This window comes from Streptomyces sp. NPDC126503 (assembly GCF_040302405.1).
GTDB lineage: Bacteria > Actinomycetota > Actinomycetes > Streptomycetales > Streptomycetaceae > Streptomyces > Streptomyces gulbargensis.
In genome coordinates this window covers 184,852-201,529 of record NZ_JBEORS010000005.1, presented here as the reverse complement: position 1 = coordinate 201,529, position 16,678 = coordinate 184,852, and the positions used below count along the sequence as shown (strand labels likewise).

The window sequence follows — 16,678 nt, the reverse complement described above, 5'->3', positions numbered from 1 at the left end:
TCCACAAGGAGAAACACCCCCCATGAACAACCCCACCCCCGGCGGGCGCCGCGGACGTCACCGCCGTCGCCGGACCGCCACCGCCCTGCTGCTCGGTGTGCCCGCCACCGTCGTGCCGTACCTCCTGTTCGTGCAGGACGACTCGCGGGCCGCGACGGTCGACAGCAGTGCCTCCTACCGACTGGTCTCCGTTCGCAGCGGCAAGGTGCTGGACGTCAACGCCTTCTCCACAGCCGACGGCACCCGCATCCAGCAGTGGACCGATCAGAACACCGCCAACCAGCAGTGGAGGCTGAGGCCCACCGGCGACGGCTACTACGAGCTGGTGAACCGCAACAGCGGCAAAGTGCTCGGCATAACGGGCGATTCGACCGCACAGTCGGCTCCCGTCGAGCAGCAGACCGACAGCGCCTCCGCCTCCCAGGAGTGGCGGATCGACGCCGTGAGCGGTACCGACGCCGTCACGTTCACCTCCCGCCGGACCGGCCAGGTCCTGGACGTCTCCGGGGCCTCCACGGCCGACGGCGCGGCGGTCGTCCAGTACCGCGCCCACGGCGGCACCAACCAGCAGTGGAGGCTGGTGAGGACGGCCGAGTCCCCGGCCTCCGGGACCGGACCGTACGTGTGGAACAACGCCCAGGTGGTGGGCGGTGGTTACGTCACCGGTCTGGTGTTCAACCCGCGGGAGAAGGGCCTGCTGTACGTGCGCACCGACATGGGCGGCGCCTACCGCTGGGACGGCGCGGCCGAGCAGTGGATCCCGCTGACCGACTGGATCGGCGAGAAGGACTGGAACCTGCTGGGCATCGACGCGCTGGCCACCGACCCCGTCGACCCCGACCGGCTCTACCTCGCGGCCGGCACCTACACCAACGAGTGGGCCGGCAACGGCGCGATCCTGCGCTCCACCGACCGGGGCCGCACCTTCCGGCGCACCGACCTGCCGTTCAAGCTGGGCGGCAACGAGGACGGCCGCGGGGCGGGCGAACGGCTCGCGATCGACCCGTCGGACCACCGCACCCTGCTCCTCGGCACCCGCAAGAACGGCCTGTGGCGCAGCACCGACCACGGGGCGACCTGGCGGCAGGTCTCCTCGTTCCCCGTCAAGGACGGGGCGAGCAGCGGCGCGGGCATCTCCTTCGTGACGTACGGCCCGGCCGGCAGCCGCACGGTGTACGCCGGCGTCGCCGACAGGTCCACCTCCCTCTACCGCTCCACGGACGGCGGCACCACCTGGCAGGCCGTCCCCGGACAGCCCACCGGCCAGTTCCCGCAGCACGGCGTCCTCTCCGGAGACGGCTCGCTCTACCTGACGTACACCAACGCCCTCGGCCCCAACGGTGTGACGGGCGGCTCGGTGTGGAAGTACACGCCGAGCGGTGGGGCCTGGAAGAACGTCTCCCCCTCCCAGGGCGGCTACGGGTTCTCCGGACTCGCCGTCGACCCGCGCAAGCCGTCCACGGTGATGGTCACCACCCTCGACCGCTGGTGGCCCGAGGACGAGATCTACCGCACCACCGACGGCGGCACGACCTGGAAGGCACTGGCGGACAGGTCGGTGCGCGACGCCTCCGCCGCTCCCTACGTCGGCACCCACACCGGGCACTGGATGACGGCCCTGGCCATCGACCCCTTCGACTCCGGGCACGTGCTGTACGGTACGGGCAACGGCATCTGGCGCAGCAAGGACGCCCACGCCACCGACAGCGGCGGCACCAGCCACTGGGCCGCCGGGGCGCGGGGCCTGGAGGAGACCGCGCTGATGGACGCGATCGCCCCGCCCGGCGGCGCCCACGTCGTCACCGCCATGGGCGACCAGGGCGGATTCCGCCACGACGACCTGACCAAGGTGCCCGCCGGGCGGCTGGACCACCCGATGATGACCAACAGCACCGACATCGACTTCGCCCAGTCCGACCCCGGGGTGATGGTCCGCGTCGGCCGGGGCGGCGCGCAGGACGGTGCCTACTCCACCGACGGCGGCATCAGCTGGAAGGGCTTCGCGTCGGAGCCGGTGCCCGGTGCCCAGGACGGCCGCGTCGCGCTCGCGGCGGACGGCTCCACCATCGTCTGGACCCAGGCCGGGCAGGCCCCGTACCGCTCGACCGACAAGGGCGCGAGCTGGTCGCGGGTCGGTGGTCTGGGCCCCGACGCCGTGGTCGTCGCCGACCGCTCCTCGGCCAGGACGTTCTACTCCCTGTCCGGCGGCACGCTGCACGCCTCCACGGACGGCGGCGCCACCTTCACCGCCCGCGCCACCGGTCTGCCCGCCGGCCGGCTCACGGCCGTCCCCGGCGTCGCCGGAGACCTGTGGATCGCCGGCGGCGACAAGGGGCTGCTGCACTCCACCGACGGCGGCCGCACCTTCACCCCGCTCACCACGGTGAAGTCGGCCTCCGCGCTCGGCTTCGGCAAGGCCGCACCGGGCGCCTCCTACCAGGCCCTCTACCTGATCGGCACCGTCAAGGACGTCACCGGAGTCTTCCGTTCCACCGACAAGGGCGCCACCTGGCTCCGCGTCAACGACGACGCCCACCAGTGGGGCGGCATCGGCGGCACCGGCGTCGTCACCGGTGACCCCGACACCTACGGCCGCGTGTACATCGGGACCAACGGCCGCGGCCTCCAGTACGGCGACCCGTCCTGACGCCGCCGGCGGAACGGACAGGGGTCTGACGTCCGAGTCGGCGTGCTGTCCGCAAGGGAAGGCCCGCCCTCCGACCGGTGCGCACCCGGTCGGAGGGCGGGCCTTCCGCCGGACGGGGCGAGAACGGCCCCCCGCCGGTACGCCGCCCCCGCGCACCCGACACGGCCGCCCGGACCAGGCCGCCCCCGCCGCTCCGTCAGGCGGGTGAACGCCCCGCGTCACGGCCTCCTCGGCCGCCCGGTCCGTACGACCATGCGGGCATGCACATCGTCAGTCAGGTGTTCGCGCTGATCGCCGCCGCCGTTCACGTCTTCGTGTGGCCGTTGGAGAGTTTCCTCTACAGCCGGCGGCCGTGGGTCCGGGAGTTTCTCACCGGGAGTACGGCGGACGCCCCGGAGGTCCGTCTGTGGCGGTTCAACGTGGGGTTCTACAACCTCTTTCTGGCGGGAGGCATGATCGCCGGCTTCGTGGCGCTGCATCTGGGGCACGAGACCGTCGCCCGGTCGCTGATCCTCTACGTCGCCGCGTTCATGACCGGGGGCGGCCTCATGCTGTTCGTGTCCGAGCCCAGGCTCTGGCGCGGCGCGCTGAGCCAGGCCGTCCCCGGTGTCGTCATTCTGGTCGCCGAACTGGTGTGAACGGGTCCGTCGCCGTCACGGTGCGGTGCTCTGCTTCTTGAGTGCCTTGGCGATGGCGGTGGTGAACTGCTCGGCCGTCATCGGGGCGTTCTTCGTGCCCTCCGCGACGATCTTCTCGCCGTCCATCATCAAGGTCGGCGTACCCGTCACGCCGCTGGCGTCGAAGGCGGCCGACATCTTCAGCGCCCAGGCGTCGAAGGTGCCCTGCCGGACGGCCTGCGCGAAGGCGGCGTTGTTCCTCAGGGCGGGGACGGCTCCCGCCACCTCGATGAGGTAGTCGTCCCTGGCGAACTTGTCGTCGTTCTCCTCGGGGTGGAAGTTCGCGGAGTACAGGGCGCTCTTGTAGTCCAGGAACGCCTCGGGGCTCACGTCGAGCGCGGCGCCGAGGGCGGAGAGGGCGTTCTTCGAGCCCTCGCCCCTGGCGGTGGTGTCGATGAAGGTCCCGCCGACGAATCTGACCTTGTACGTGCCGGCGTCGACGTCCTTCTTGAGGGTCTCGCCGGCCGCCTGCTCGAAGCTCGCGCAGATGGGGCAGCGCGGGTCCTCGTACACCTCGAGGGTCTTCGTCGCGGTGGGCCTGCCGATGACGACCGTGGTGCCGTTCTCGCCGCTGGTGTGCCGGGGCTTGACGACCGGGGCCTCCTTCGCCGCTTCCCATCCGCTCGGTTCGGTGGCCTCCATGACGAGGTAGCTCGCGCCGCCCACGGCCGCGAGGACGGCGACGGCCGACGCCGTGACGACGGCCTGGCGCAGGACCGTTCTCCGCCTGGCCTCGCGTGCGCGCTCGGCGCGCAGCCGCTCACGGGCGGCCGCCTTGGGGGCCTCGCTGGGGTGGGGACTCATGGATGCTCTCCGTGGGGCAAGGGGGTGGGAAGGGGAGACGGAGACGGGACCGGCCCCTACCGAGGTGATCGGTGAGGGCCGGTCCTGCCGACGGGCCCGGTCCTGTCAGAGGTCCGGGCCGGGTGTCAGGAGATCGCCTTGATCGTCTGCCAGCCGTTCGTGCCGACCACGGTCGGCGCTCCGACCGTGCCGGTCCGGCGGCCGGGGATGAACTCGAGGCCGGCCGTGGTGGTGGAGGTGGTGCTCCACATGTCCGGGATGCCGTCCGCGTTGGAGTCACCGGTCGCGGTGATCAGCGGCCGGGCCGTGGTGGTCCAGCCGGTGCCGTAGGCGGTGCGGCTGCTGCCGGCGCCGAGCGACGACGGGTCGGTGCCGCCGTCGGGGACGCCGTCGCCGTCCGCGTCACCGCGGCTCTTGCCGTGGTAGAGCCACAGCTCGCCGTTGGTGGTGTCGCGGGCGATGATGTCGACGAAGCCGTCGCCGTCGACGTCACCGGGGGAGGCGAGCGTCATCTTGCCCCAGCCGCTGTTGCCGATCGGGTAGCCGTACTCCAGGGTGCCGCCCGAGTAGCCGGGGAAGAACCAGAGCTGGTCGCCGACGACGGCCACGAAGTCGGGGTTGTAGCTCTCGGCGTTCGGAGTGATGTCGCCGACCGAGACGATCTGCTTGATCGTCGAGGGAGCGAACTCGGCCCCGCTCTGCTCCTCGGGGAAGAACCACACCTCCTGCTTGGTGTCCTCGGTGAACTCGCCCTGTCCGCTGTTCGGGTAGAGCCAGAGCTTGCCGTCGGCCTTGCGCGCGACGAGGTCCTCGTAGAAGTCCTCGTTCCAGTCGCCGCGGTGGGTCAGCAGCGCACCCGCCCAGCCGCCGCCCGAGGAGAGCGGGATCGTGGTGGCGACGGCGCCGTTGCCCGTGCCGCCGTACAGCTTCAGGTTGTCCGTGCCGTCCACGGCGAACATGTCCGGCAGACCGTCACCGTTGACGTCACCCGGCTTGTCCATCACGCCGGGGCTCTTGGCGTAGAACCGGTACGGATAGATGGGGCTCGCGTTCTTGCCCGCGTCGAAGGCCTGGACGTACAGGGTGTGCGGTCCGGGGGTGAGCGGGGTGACGGGCACGGTGACCGAGCCGCCGGGGGCGGTCGGCTTCACCGAGTTGTTCGGCGGGGTGCGGTCCAGGGCCCACCGGTACTCGGTGATGTCGCCGACGCCGTTCGCGCCGAAGACGAAGCTGCCCTGGGTGCGGGCGAGCGCGCCCTCGGTGTTCTCCGGGTAGACCGCGTCCACGGACTGGACCGTCGGCATCACCGACGGGGCGGTCGGGTCGAATCCGAAGCGGCAGCCGGGAGCGCCCTGGGTGGGCGTCCAGTCGGAGGCGAAGGAGGCGTCGGCGACGTCCTCGACCTGGGCCTTCCAGGAGAACTGGCCGTTGCTCGCGCCCTTGTACTGGTCCAGCAGCGTCTTCGGGACGACCACCCGCGCCGGTGCGCCGGCGGAGTTGGTCGACGAGACGGTGACCCTGATCTTCTTGTCGAAGAACACGCCGGGCGCCACGTCGTGCTTGCCGGTCGCCCAGAGGTGGAACTGGACGTTGACGTCACCGCCGTCCGGGTCCCAGACCTGGGCGGTCAGCGTCACGTCGGTGTTGCCGAGGGTCACGTACGAGGTGCCGTTGCCGCACTCGGTCGTGTTGACCTTGGTGCTGGGGATCGTGTCCAGCGCCCACGGGGCCTTCGGGGGACGGTTGAAGTCGACGATCAGCTTGGCGTCCGGCTTGAACTTCTTCCAGCTGTACGTGTCCTTGGCGTCCTCGGCGGTCTGCGGCGCGCGCAGGCCGAAGGTGATGTTGGTCCACTTGCCCGCGGCGGCCTTGACCGCCGCGTCCACGGCCGTGAAGTCGACCGCCTTGTCGGGGCAGCCGTAGGTGTCGTTGCCGTGCGCGTAGTTGCGGCTGTCCTGCCGGGTGGACCACGCCGGCTGGTTGCTCCAGGTGGTGGAGGAGCTGATGCCGCCGGTCAGGTACAGCTCGACGGGCTTGGGCGTGCAGGACCAGGAGTGCGTCTCGGTGATCTGGAACTGGGCGTCGATCACCTTCACGCCCGCCAGGAACTTGGAGTCGACGCGGAAGAACGACCGGGCGGTGCCGCCGGACGAGCTCTCGTAGCCGACGCGGGCCTCGCTGGTGGTGCCGCCGTTCCAGCCGGTCCCGTTCCAGTAGCTGCTCGTCGGGGTCGGCTTGTACGCGATCGTCCAGGCCTGGCGCGTGCCCGTCATACGGGGGTCGATGTAGACCGGGTACGTGGTCTCCGGGGCGTCCAGCAGCTTCTGGTCGGGCGTCAGGGTGAGCCGGCCGGTCGAGACCGTGACGCCCACGTCGGCGCTCTTCGTGCCGGGGGTCAGGTCCGTCGGGACGGGATTGACGTCGGCCATGTCCACGTCGACGTCGGCGAGGGCCGCGTAGGCGGACTTCGTGAGAGGCGCCGGCACGGGGTCGGAGCCGGACGAGTCCCACATCCGGGGGGTCGACGTCGCGAACACGGTCTGGCCGGCCGGGTTGACGGCGCGGAGGCTGCCGCTGCCGGTGTCCTTCTTCAGCGTCAGCCCGTTGACCTTGAGGTCGAAGTCGATCGTCTCGAGCTCGGGGTTGTCCGCCGCCTCGGGCGTCTTGACGATCAGCGCCTGGCTGAAGCCGTCGACACCGGCGGCGACGGCGAGGTCGACACCCGGCAGGACCTCGGGGTAGGTGGCCGTGGCCCCGTCGAGCACCGGCTCGGGCAGCGGCTTCGGCCAGTGCAGCGAGAGCGTGCGGCCCTGGTCGGCCAGGACGACGAGCGGGGCGCTGCCGCCCGCCGAGAAGGTGACGTTGCCCGCGGCGGCCTTCGGCGCGACGCGTCCCTTCGACTTGGCGAGCGTGGTGTCGACCGGGGTCCACGCGCCCTCGCGCTTCACGCGCTGCGGAACCGTGTGCTCGACGTGGCGCAGGTTGCCGTTGGGGAGGGCGTAGGTCTCGCTGGTCTCGGTGCGCTCCGTCAGCACCTCGACCGGCTCGCCGGTCCGCTCGGCCTGCTGGAGGGCGTACGCCTCGGAGCCGGCGGGTGCGGTGGGCGGGGTCTCCTCGGCCGCGGCCGGGGTGAGGCCGAGCGGGGTGAGGCCCAGCGTGCCTCCGACGAGCAGGGCCGCGAGCGCGGTGCCCGTGGCACGTCTCGCCCCCCGTCTTCCGATGGTTATGTCTGACATCAGTTGAAGCCCCCCTGATCCTTTCTGTCGGCCGTCGAGCTGTTCTCGATCGGACTTCGGCCGAACAGTACAGGGTGCCCTTGACACAGCTTTTACCCAACCATGTCTGATCAGGGGGTTTAGCCGGGGACGGTCTCGCCTTGATCGGGTGCGCCCCGCCCATCTAATGTCGCGGGCGATCAACTGTTCTACTACCGAGGGTGGGGATTCGTATGCACCAATTCCTACGCCAGTTGCGCTATTTGGGGCACTGGCACAGATCTACTACTTTTGTCGCCTTCATGGCGATGATGATCACACTCATACCGGACGATCCGGCCGCCGCCGCGGGCCGTGGCCCGGATCTCGCCGACCTCAACCGTGACCGCTCGGTCGCGGGCCGGGTGTTCACCCCGGAGCGCCGCTCGGAGGGGAACTCCGCCAAGGACTGGCGGCCTCTCGTGGGCAAGGTCCCGACCGGGGACTTCCTGGTCCAGGTGGCCGACGCCGGCGGCAGGACCCCCGGCAAGGCCGTGAAGCCGGCCCTCCGCTCCGCGCAGGGCTCCGCGCTCGGCACCGCCCAGGAGACCTTCGGCCGGCTTCCGGTACGTCTCCGCCAGGCGCGGACGGCACCGAAGTCGAAGGGCGCACGGGCCGACGCGCCCAAGGCCGAGGCCGGTTCCGCCGCCCGGGTCCAGGTCAAGGACGCCGCCGCCGCCCGCCGCGCCGGTGTCGAGGGCGTGCTGTTCACCGCCGCTCCGGCACCCGCCGAGAACGGCACCGCCGACGCCGCGTCCGGCGCCGTGCAGGTCGAGCTGGACTACTCGGCCATCAAGGACACCTACGGCGGTGACTGGGGCTCCCGGCTCCGCCTCGTCCAGCTCCCGGCCTGTGCGCTGACGACGCCGGAGAAGGCCGAGTGCCGCACCCGCACCGAGCTGCGCGGCACCAACGACCCGGCCGACCACACCGTCGAGGCCACCGTCGACCTGGGCAAGGCGCCCGAGCAGGGCGTGAGCACGCGCAGCGCGGCCATGGCCCCCATGGTGCTCGCCGCCACCGCCGCCGCCTCCGGCCCCGGTGGCAGCCACGAGGCCACCTCCCTGTCACCGTCCGGTTCCTGGATGGGCGGCAGCTCCTCCGGCGGCTTCTCCTGGACGTACCCGATCGAGGCCCCCGAGGTCCCGGGCGGACCGCAGCCGGAGATCGCGCTCTCGTACTCCTCGCAGTCCGTCGACGGCCGCACCGCCTCCACGAACGCCCAGTCGTCGTGGATCGCCGAGGGCTGGGACTACGAGCCCGGGTTCATCGAGCGCAAGTACCGCTCCTGCTCCGACGACAAGGCCAAGGTCGACGGCGTCGCCCCCAACAACACCACCGACAGCGGTGACCTGTGCTGGGGTTCGGACCACGTCGTGATGTCGCTCGGCGGCAACACCACCGAGCTCGTCAAGGACGACACCACCGGCAAGTGGCGTCCGGCCGACGACGACGGCGTCAAGGTCGAGCAGAAGACCGGTGCCGCCAACGACACCAAGACCGGCGAGTACTGGGTCGTCACCGGCACCGACGGCGTCAAGTACCACTTCGGTCTCAACAAGCTGCCCGGCGCCACCACGCAGACCACCAACTCGGCCCTGACCGTCCCGGTGTTCGGCAACCACCCCGGTGAGCCCTGCCACGCCACGGCGTTCATGGACTCCGACTGCACCCAGGCCTACCGCTGGAACCTGGACTACGTCGTCGACCCGCTCGGCGACGCCATGACCCTGTGGTGGAACAAGCGGACGAACTACTACGGCCAGAACATGAAGGCCGACCAGCAGGCCGCTTACGTGCGCTCCGCCGACCTGGCCCGCGTCGACTACGGCCAGCGGTCGGACACCCTGTTCACGGCGCAGCCCGCCGGCCGGGTCACCTTCACCGTCTCCGAGCGCTGCGTCCCGGACGCCACGTTCGACTGCGCGGAGTCCAAGCGGACCACGGCCAACGCCAAGTACTGGCCGGACACCCCGCTCGACCAGCAGTGCGCCTCCGGCACCCCGTGCACCGACAAGTACTCCCCGACGTTCTGGTCCACCAAGCGCCTGACGAAGATCAGCACCCAGGTGCTCTCCGGCACCGCGCTGAAGAACGTCGACGCGTGGACGCTGGAAAGCTCCTACCCCGACACCGGTGACGGCACGTCCCCGGCGCTGTGGCTGAACTCCATCACCCGTACCGGCTACGGCGCCGGCGGGACCGCGTCGATGCCCAAGGTCAGCTTCTCGTGGGTCCAGCTGGACAACCGCGTCGACGGCGTCGAGGGCCTGCCGCCCTTCTCGCGCCTGCGCATCAACGCGATCGACACCGAGACCGGCGGCCGCATCGGCGTGACCTACTCGCCGCGCGACTGCCAGGCCCTGGAGCCGCGCCGCATGCCGGCCTCGCCCGAGACCAACACCATGCGCTGCTTCCCGCAGTACTGGATGCCCAAGGGCGCGCTGGCCCCGGTCAAGGACTGGTTCCACAAGTACGTCGTCACCGAGGTGCGTGAGGAGGACCTGGTCACCGACAGCCCGCCCAAGGTCACCTCGTACGAGTTCATCGGCGACGTCGCGTGGGCCTACGACGAGAGCGAGTTCACCGAGACCAAGTACCGCACCTGGTCGCAGTACCGCGGCTACGAGCGGGTCCGCACCCGCCTCGGCAGCGGCACCGACGTCAAGCAGCTCTCCGAGCACCGCTACTTCCGCGGCATGCACGGCGACAAGCTGCCCACCGGCACCCGCGTCTCGGTCGTCGAGGACTCCCAGGGCGGCAGCGTCGACGACCTGCCGCAGTACCAGGGCCAGCTGCGCGAGCAGATCACCTACGAGTCCGACGGCGGACTCGTCGACTCCACCACGCTCACCACGCCCTGGGCGGTGAAGACCGCCAGTCGCGCCCGTGCCGGCACCACGCCGCTCGAGGCGTGGATGACCCGCCCGGCGAGCGTCCAGACCCGCGAGCGGGTCAAGGGCGAGACCTGGCGCACGTCGACCGAGACCACCGCGTACGACGGCTACGGCCTGCCCTACCAGGTGGACGAGGTGACGCCCGGCGGCAAGCGCATGTGCACCACGACGACGTACGCCCGCAACACCGCGGCGCACCTGCTGGAGTCGGAGTCCCGCGAGCTGACCACGCTCGGCGCCTGCGGCACCACCGGCGGCGAGGTCGTGGAGGACACCCGGACGCTCTACGACGGTCTGGCCTTCGGCGCCGCGCCGACGCGCGGTCTCGCGACCGAGGTCCAGGAGCTGAACGCCGAGGGCACCGGCTACGTCACCATCGACCGGACCGAGTACGACATCCACGGCCGTGAGACAGCGACGTGGGACGCGGAGAACCACAAGACCTCCGTCGTCTACACCCCCGCGACGGTCGCGAGCCCGACGAAGCAGGTCACCACGGACCCGCTGGGCCACACGGAGACGACCGACTTCGACGACGTACGCGGCCTGCCGCTGGTCGAGACGGACGCCAACGGCAAGAAGACCACGATGCAGTACGACCCGTTGGGCCGGCTGCTGAAGCTCTGGGAGATCGACCGCGACCCGCTGACCCAGACGCCGACCGCGGAGTACGACTACACCGTGCGCCGCGACGGCCCGACGGTCGTCACCAGCAGGACGCTCAAGGACGACGGCCAGTACGCGGTCTCCTACGAGATTCTCGACGGCCTGCTGCGCGAGCGCCAGACGCAGGACGAGGCCGTGGGCCCCGGCCGCATCGTCAACGACACCTTCTACGACACCGCGGGCCGCAAGTGGAAGGAGAACGACGGCTACTACAACGACCTGGAGCCGGAGCCGAAGCTCCTGCAGGTCGGTGACAACGAGGTGCCGTCGCAGAACCGGACCACCTTCAACGGCATGGGTGAGCCCGTCGCCGAGGTGACCTACCACCGCGGCGTGGAGAAGCTCCGCACCACCACCGAGGTGGACGGGGACGTCTCGACGACGATCCCGCCGAAGGGCGACACGGTGACGGCGACGTTCGAGGACGCCGAGGGCCGCGTCGTCGAAATGCGTGAGTACACCAAGGACGACCGCAGCGCCTGGCGTTCGACCCGGTACGAGTACGACGACCAGGACAACGTCACCAAGATCATCGCTCCGGGTGGTGCGGTCACGTCGTTCGAGTACGACAAGCGCGGACGGCAGATCTCGTCGACCGACCCGGACGGTGGTAAGACCACCTATACGTACAACAACTCGGACGACGTCGTGTCGACCACCGACCCGCGTGGCAACACGCTGGTGACGACCTACGACGCGGGCGGCCGTGTCACCACGGTCAGGGACGGAAGCCCCACCGGGCCGAAGCGGGTCGAGTTCACGTACGACTCGCTCTTCAAGGGCCAGCCGACCGCGTCCATCCGTTACGACGGGGCGAAGGCCTACCGCGAGGAGGTGACCGCGTACGACCCGGCCTACCGGATCAAGTCGACGCAGACGGTCATCCCGGCCGAGGAGTCCGGCCTCGCGGGCACCTACACCTACACCTACTCGTACACGCCGACCGGCAACATGGCGTACGCGGAGGTGCCCGGTGTCGGCGGCCTCACCACCGAGCGCGTGGTCTTCCGCTACAACTCGGACGGTCTGCCGATCTCCATCAGCGGCGCCTCCACCTATCTCGGGGACGCCCAGTACTCCGCCTTCGGCGAGGTGCTGCGTACCGAGGCCGGTCCGGCCGGCAAGAAGGTCTACGGCTCGTACATCTACGACGAGTTCACCCGGAGGCTGATCAATTCCACCTTCGACCGGTCGATCGCACCGGGGCGCATCAGTGACACCCGCTACGCCTACGACGCCGCCGGAAACATCACGAAGATCACCGACGTCCCGGGCGGAGCGGCGCCGGGCAGCGGTGCGACGGACACGCAGTGCTTCGTCCACAATCAGCTGCGTCAGATGACCTCGGCCTGGACGGCGAAGACCGATGACTGCACGGCGGGGCCGTCCAAGGACACGGTCGGTGGCCCGGACGCCTACTGGCAGTCGTTCGAGTTCGACGCCGCGGGCAACCGTACGAAGCTCGTCGAGCACAACACGGCCGGTGACCCGACCCAGGACGTCACCCGGACGTACACCTATGGCAAGACGGGTGTCGGCGGCCCGAACGCGCTGGCGGAGGTCAGGTCGGTCGGCCCCGAGGGCGAGCGGCTGAACACGTTCGCCTACGACCAGGCCGGAAACACCACGCAGCGGCAGAACGGCGGCACCACCCAGACCCTGGAGTGGGACGCCGAAGGAGAGCTGCGCAAGGTCACCGAGCCGGTCGAGGGGGGCGGCACCAAGACCACCTCCTACGTGTACGACGCCGCTGGTGAGCGGCTCATCCGCGTGGGTCCGGACGGCAGCAAGACGCTCTACCTGGGCGATGCCGAACTGACCGTGAGCGCCGATCTGACCAAGAAGACCGCCGAACGGTTCTACGGCCACCCCGACGGCGTGATCACGGTTCGGGCGACCGGTGGCGGGCGGCAGGTACTGCTGTCCGACCAGAACGGTTCCTCCCACACCGCGGTCGACATGGTCGCCACCGACATGGCCGTCACCCGGCGCAAGCTGATGCCCTTCGGTGAGGAGCGCGGTGGCGCGCCGGCCGCCTGGCCCGGACAGCGCGGATTCGTCGGCGGCACGGTGGACAAGGACACGGGGCTGACCACGCTCGGAGCCCGTGAGTACGACCCCACCACCGGCAGGTTCATCTCGGTCGACCCCCTGGTCGACTACACGCAGCCCGCGACGATGAACCCCTACGCCTACAGCAACAACTCCCCGGTCACGTTCTCCGACCCGGACGGGCAGTTCTTCCCGATCCTGATCGGCATCGCGGCCCGCATCGCCATCCAGGCGGCCATCCGCGCGGCGGCCCGTCGCGCGGCGATCATCGCAGCCCGCAAGGCGGCCCAGGCGGCGGCGCGTCGTGCCGCGGCCCTGGCCCGCAAGCGCGCCATCGAGGCGGCCAAGCGTGCTGCCGCCAAGGCCCGTCGCGAGGCGGCCCGCAAGGCGGCGGCGGCGAGGCGTGCGGCGGCCAAGCGTGCTGCCGCTCGTGCGGCGGCCAAGCGTGCCGCCGCCAAGCGCGCCGCGGCGCAGGCCCGGGCCAAGGCCGCTCGTGCGGCGGCCAGGCGTGCCGCTGCTCGGCGCGCGGCCGCGCGCAAGGCGGCGTCGCGGCCGAAGCCGAGGCCCAAGCCGCGCAGCGCGCCCAAGCCGAGGCCGAAGCCGTCGGCCGTCAAGAAGGTGGTCAAGCAGGCCCGCAAGGAGCTGCAGGAGCAGGTCAAGGAAGAGGTGCAGGGAGCAGCGTGCCGCTCGGCGAGCGGGAACAGCTTCGTCCCCGGCACGCTCGTCCTGATGGCCGACGGTTCCAAGAAGCCCCTCGGCAAGGTGAAGGTCGGCGACAAGGTCCTCGCCACGGACCCGGTGACCGGCGAGACGCGGAGCAAGACGGTCTCGGCGACCATCGACGGCAAGGGCCGCAAGAAGCTGGTCGACATCAGTTTCAGGTTCCACGGTGGTGACAAGGGCGGCACGGTCGCCAAGCTCACCGCCACGGACAACCACCCGCTGTGGGTGCCCGCGCTGCGGGACTGGGTCGACGCGGGCGAGCTCCGCGCCGGGCAGTGGCTGCAGTCGCCCGCCGGGGAGTGGATCCAGGTGGAGTCGGTGCGCAAGCGCACCGGTCACGCCACGGTCCGCAACCTGACCGTGGACGACATCCACACGTTCTACGTGCTCGCGGGCATCAAGCCGGTCCTCACGCACAACTGCGACGGCGAGGTGCACTGGGTCAAGGAAAACGCCAGCATGAGCCCTGCGGCCCGGAAGTACGACGACGGTGCTGTAGGCTCCAGGACCGGCTACGCGCCCGCACTCCAGTACTACAAGGAGAACGGCAAGAGCCTGTCCCAGGTCAAGTTCGACGGCTTCGATGCTCAGAACGGTGTGCTCGTCGACCGCAAGCTCAGCATCAAGTTCTACAACAAGACCTGGCGCCAGGCCCTGAACCAGTCTCTGGCACTGGAGCAGAACGGCTATACAGGCCGGTGGGAGGTTCCCACCGCGGCCGAGGCCCGACGGGCGCGGAGAATGCTCGGGACGCTGCTGATCACGAACATCAAGGTAAGGGTGGTTCCCAAGTGATGGAACTGGACAAGGTTCTGGCCAGGGCATTCGCCAGTCTCGTCATCTCGATCGACCTCTCCGATGACGATGCCATCGACCCCGATGTGGCCACGGACATTCTGGAGCCGGCAAGCGCGTTGCTCGACGACCTGAGCGACCAGGACCGCAGGACCTTCGCGGGCCTGCTCGTCGAGCTGTCCGAGCTGGAGGAGGACCCCGAGCGCCGGCAGGCGATGGCGGATCTCCCCGACGTTCTGGGTCTCCTCGACGAGGAAGAGGAATGACGGCCGCTCGTGTGTGACCGGTGAGGAAAGGCCCGGCTCCGTCCGGAGCCGGGCCTTTCCCCTTGCCTGCACCCCGCTGCCCCGTCGCCCTGGGCGATGCCGAGGAGAACGTGAATGACGCTCGAGACACTCCTGCGCGTCTTCCCGCAGACCGGTACGGCCGAGCCCTGTGAGGGCGAGCACAACCTGCCCCCGACGCTTGCCGCACTCTTCGAGCGGGCGGCGGGGAGGACCTTGGCCGACGGTTTCCTGCGGTTCCACACGCCCGCGTCGGCCTTCACGTCGTACGAGGCGTGTGCCCGGCTGATCGAAGGGGTGGAGGGGCGCTATTTCCCCTTCGCCTTCGACTGGTCGGGACGTGAGCTCCTTTTCGACATCCGCGACCCCGAAGCGCGCCCCCGCTACGTCATCATGATCGACCCGGCGGAGGGCGAGTACTACAAGACCGGTCTGGGACTGGACGAGTTCTTCGAGGCCGTGGCCGACGAGGACGAGGACGCGCTCGCCTACCCCTGTTTCGAGGACTGGCGGGACGCCCACCCGGGCACGGTGCCGCTCGCCTTCGACCAGGTGGTCGGCTACAAGGTGCCGCTCGCCCTCGGAGGCGAGGACGACGTGGCGAACATGGAGCTCACCGATCGCCAGGTGTACTTCGAACTGTGCACCCAGATCACGCTCCAGGTCCGCGAACTGCCGGAGGGCACGCCGGTCGGCGGCATCGCCGTGACGCCGCCGGAGTCCGGTTCCTGACCGCGCGGTCACGGACTGCCGAAACGTACGGGCCCGTCCCCCTTCCCGGGGGCGGGCCCGTACGCGCGCGTGCGCACGGGCGGCGGCCGCGGTCGTCTGTGGGGCACGGCACGCCCCGGACCCCTCCCGGGCCGCACGAACGTTCGTAAGATGAGGGGCCATGCCCGCGTGCGACAGGAGTGCTCATGTTCGGTAGCGCGTTGAACGAGCTGTTCGCTCCGGGCCGGCGGCACACCGAGGAGGAGCGCCGGCGCCTGGAGCTCACCCTCGACGAGGTCGGCGACGCCGATCCGGACCGGGGGCCGATCGACCTCGACGGCGGTGTGGTCGTCATCCGCCTCCCCGCCGCGCGGCAGGACCCTGCCTGAGGACGCGCCCGCCCCGTGCCGCCGCGCCCGGCCTGGCAGGGGCGTCCGGGGGTACGAGGCAGGTGTGCCACGGCACGATTTCGTGTCGTTGTTGGGCCGAACGGGTGAGGAGCGGGAGGATGGCCCCATGAGTAGGTACGAGAGGTACGACGTCACCGACGAGCAGTGGGAGGGCCTGGCCCAGGTCGTGCCCCTGCGCGGCCGTGACGAATGGCCGTCCAGGGTCGATCACCGCACGATTCCCGAGCAGTACGAGTCCGCCGCGCAGCGCCGTATGGTCGTGCTGCGGGTGCAGGTGTTCGCCGACGCCCGCGAGGTCGCCGAGTACCTCATCGCCCAGGTCCCGGTCCTCCTCGACCTGACGAGCGCGGACACCGATGTCGCCAAGCGCATCCTCGACTTCACCAGCGGTGTCGTCTTCGGCCTCGGCAGCGGCATGCACCGGGTCGACCGGAACGTCTTCCTCCTCGCGCCTCCCGGAACCGAGGTCGAGGGCGCGGCCGAGGACGACGAGGCCGTCGGCAGCGCGGCGACGGCCGGTGTCCCCCGATCGTAGGAAGGTCCGCACGATGTAACGGTTCGTCAGGTTCGCGACTGCGTACGGTCCGGGCATGGACCTCATCGGCGGCCCCACGCCCGCCCGTACGCCCGTCGACCGCACTCCGGAAGCCCACCCTCCGGGGCCCGCGAACCCGCACTCCGAGACCGTGGACCCCGGGACCCGGGAGGCCCGGCCCCCGGCTGCCCGGGGGACCGACCCTGGCACTCCCCGGGCCGGG

The 16,678-nt window shown here is 70.5% G+C and carries 9 protein-coding genes; 7 read left to right on the top strand and 2 right to left on the bottom strand.

Translation table 11 applies throughout. From position 1 onward, the window contains the following. Window positions 1-22: 22 nt before the first annotated feature. Window positions 23-2,647, top strand: a complete 2,625-nt coding sequence (locus ABTY40_RS09425) for an RICIN domain-containing protein (RefSeq protein ID WP_352058973.1) — start codon at window positions 23-25, stop codon at window positions 2,645-2,647. A gap of 260 nt (window positions 2,648-2,907) precedes the next feature. Continuing rightward, the gene (locus ABTY40_RS09420; protein WP_352058972.1) at window positions 2,908-3,285 is read left to right on the top strand and encodes a DUF1304 domain-containing protein; all 378 of its coding nucleotides are present in this window, start codon (window positions 2,908-2,910) and stop codon (window positions 3,283-3,285) included. 15 nt (window positions 3,286-3,300) lie between these two features. Here the strand turns inward: ABTY40_RS09420 and ABTY40_RS09415 are convergent, their stop codons facing one another. Together ABTY40_RS09415 and ABTY40_RS09410 are read right to left on the bottom strand one after the other, a co-directional pair. Further along, complete coding sequence (locus ABTY40_RS09415) at window positions 3,301-4,128, bottom strand: DsbA family protein (RefSeq protein ID WP_352058971.1); 828 nt, start codon at window positions 4,126-4,128, stop codon at window positions 3,301-3,303. Between the two features lie 125 nt (window positions 4,129-4,253). Then, the gene (locus ABTY40_RS09410; protein ID WP_352058970.1) at window positions 4,254-7,364 is read right to left on the bottom strand and encodes a VCBS repeat-containing protein; all 3,111 of its coding nucleotides are present in this window, start codon (window positions 7,362-7,364) and stop codon (window positions 4,254-4,256) included. Window positions 7,365-7,576: 212 nt separating this feature from the next. Here ABTY40_RS09410 and ABTY40_RS09405 point away from each other — a divergent pair, with 212 nt between their 5' ends. The 5 genes from ABTY40_RS09405 (at window position 7,577) to ABTY40_RS09385 (ending at window position 16,455) form a co-directional block, all read left to right on the top strand. Further along, entirely contained in the window at window positions 7,577-14,515 is a 6,939-nt protein-coding gene (locus ABTY40_RS09405; protein WP_352058969.1) for an RHS repeat-associated core domain-containing protein, read from the top strand. Further along, window positions 14,515-14,781, top strand: coding sequence for a hypothetical protein (locus ABTY40_RS09400; RefSeq protein WP_352058968.1), 267 nt, complete (start codon window positions 14,515-14,517; stop codon window positions 14,779-14,781). The genes ABTY40_RS09405 and ABTY40_RS09400 overlap by 1 nt, the downstream gene beginning before the upstream one ends. A gap of 114 nt (window positions 14,782-14,895) precedes the next feature. Beyond that, window positions 14,896-15,531, top strand: a complete 636-nt coding sequence (locus tag ABTY40_RS09395; protein ID WP_352058967.1) for a T6SS immunity protein Tdi1 domain-containing protein — start codon at window positions 14,896-14,898, stop codon at window positions 15,529-15,531. Between the two features lie 185 nt (window positions 15,532-15,716). Then, window positions 15,717-15,899: a DUF6191 domain-containing protein gene (locus tag ABTY40_RS09390; protein WP_345286124.1), complete on the top strand. Its 183-nt coding sequence runs from the start codon at window positions 15,717-15,719 to the stop codon at window positions 15,897-15,899. 127 nt (window positions 15,900-16,026) lie between these two features. Beyond that, window positions 16,027-16,455, top strand: coding sequence for a cell division protein SepF (locus tag ABTY40_RS09385; RefSeq protein WP_309051996.1), 429 nt, complete (start codon window positions 16,027-16,029; stop codon window positions 16,453-16,455). Window positions 16,456-16,678: the final 223 nt, after the last annotated feature.

What these genes read in the sequence shown, in the direction of transcription:
- ABTY40_RS09425 (WP_352058973.1), top strand. Translation starts at nt 23, where the DNA reads ATGAACAACCCCACCCCCGGCGGGCGCCGCGGACGTCACCGCCGTCGC.
- ABTY40_RS09420 (WP_352058972.1), top strand. Translation starts at nt 2,908, where the DNA reads ATGCACATCGTCAGTCAGGTGTTCGCGCTGATCGCCGCCGCCGTTCAC.
- ABTY40_RS09415 (WP_352058971.1), bottom strand. Translation starts at nt 4,128, where the DNA reads ATGAGTCCCCACCCCAGCGAGGCCCCCAAGGCGGCCGCCCGTGAGCGG.
- ABTY40_RS09410 (WP_352058970.1), bottom strand. Translation starts at nt 7,364, where the DNA reads ATGTCAGACATAACCATCGGAAGACGGGGGGCGAGACGTGCCACGGGC.
- ABTY40_RS09405 (WP_352058969.1), top strand. Translation starts at nt 7,577, where the DNA reads ATGCACCAATTCCTACGCCAGTTGCGCTATTTGGGGCACTGGCACAGA.
- ABTY40_RS09400 (WP_352058968.1), top strand. Translation starts at nt 14,515, where the DNA reads ATGGAACTGGACAAGGTTCTGGCCAGGGCATTCGCCAGTCTCGTCATC.
- ABTY40_RS09395 (WP_352058967.1), top strand. Translation starts at nt 14,896, where the DNA reads ATGACGCTCGAGACACTCCTGCGCGTCTTCCCGCAGACCGGTACGGCC.
- ABTY40_RS09390 (WP_345286124.1), top strand. Translation starts at nt 15,717, where the DNA reads ATGTTCGGTAGCGCGTTGAACGAGCTGTTCGCTCCGGGCCGGCGGCAC.
- ABTY40_RS09385 (WP_309051996.1), top strand. Translation starts at nt 16,027, where the DNA reads ATGAGTAGGTACGAGAGGTACGACGTCACCGACGAGCAGTGGGAGGGC.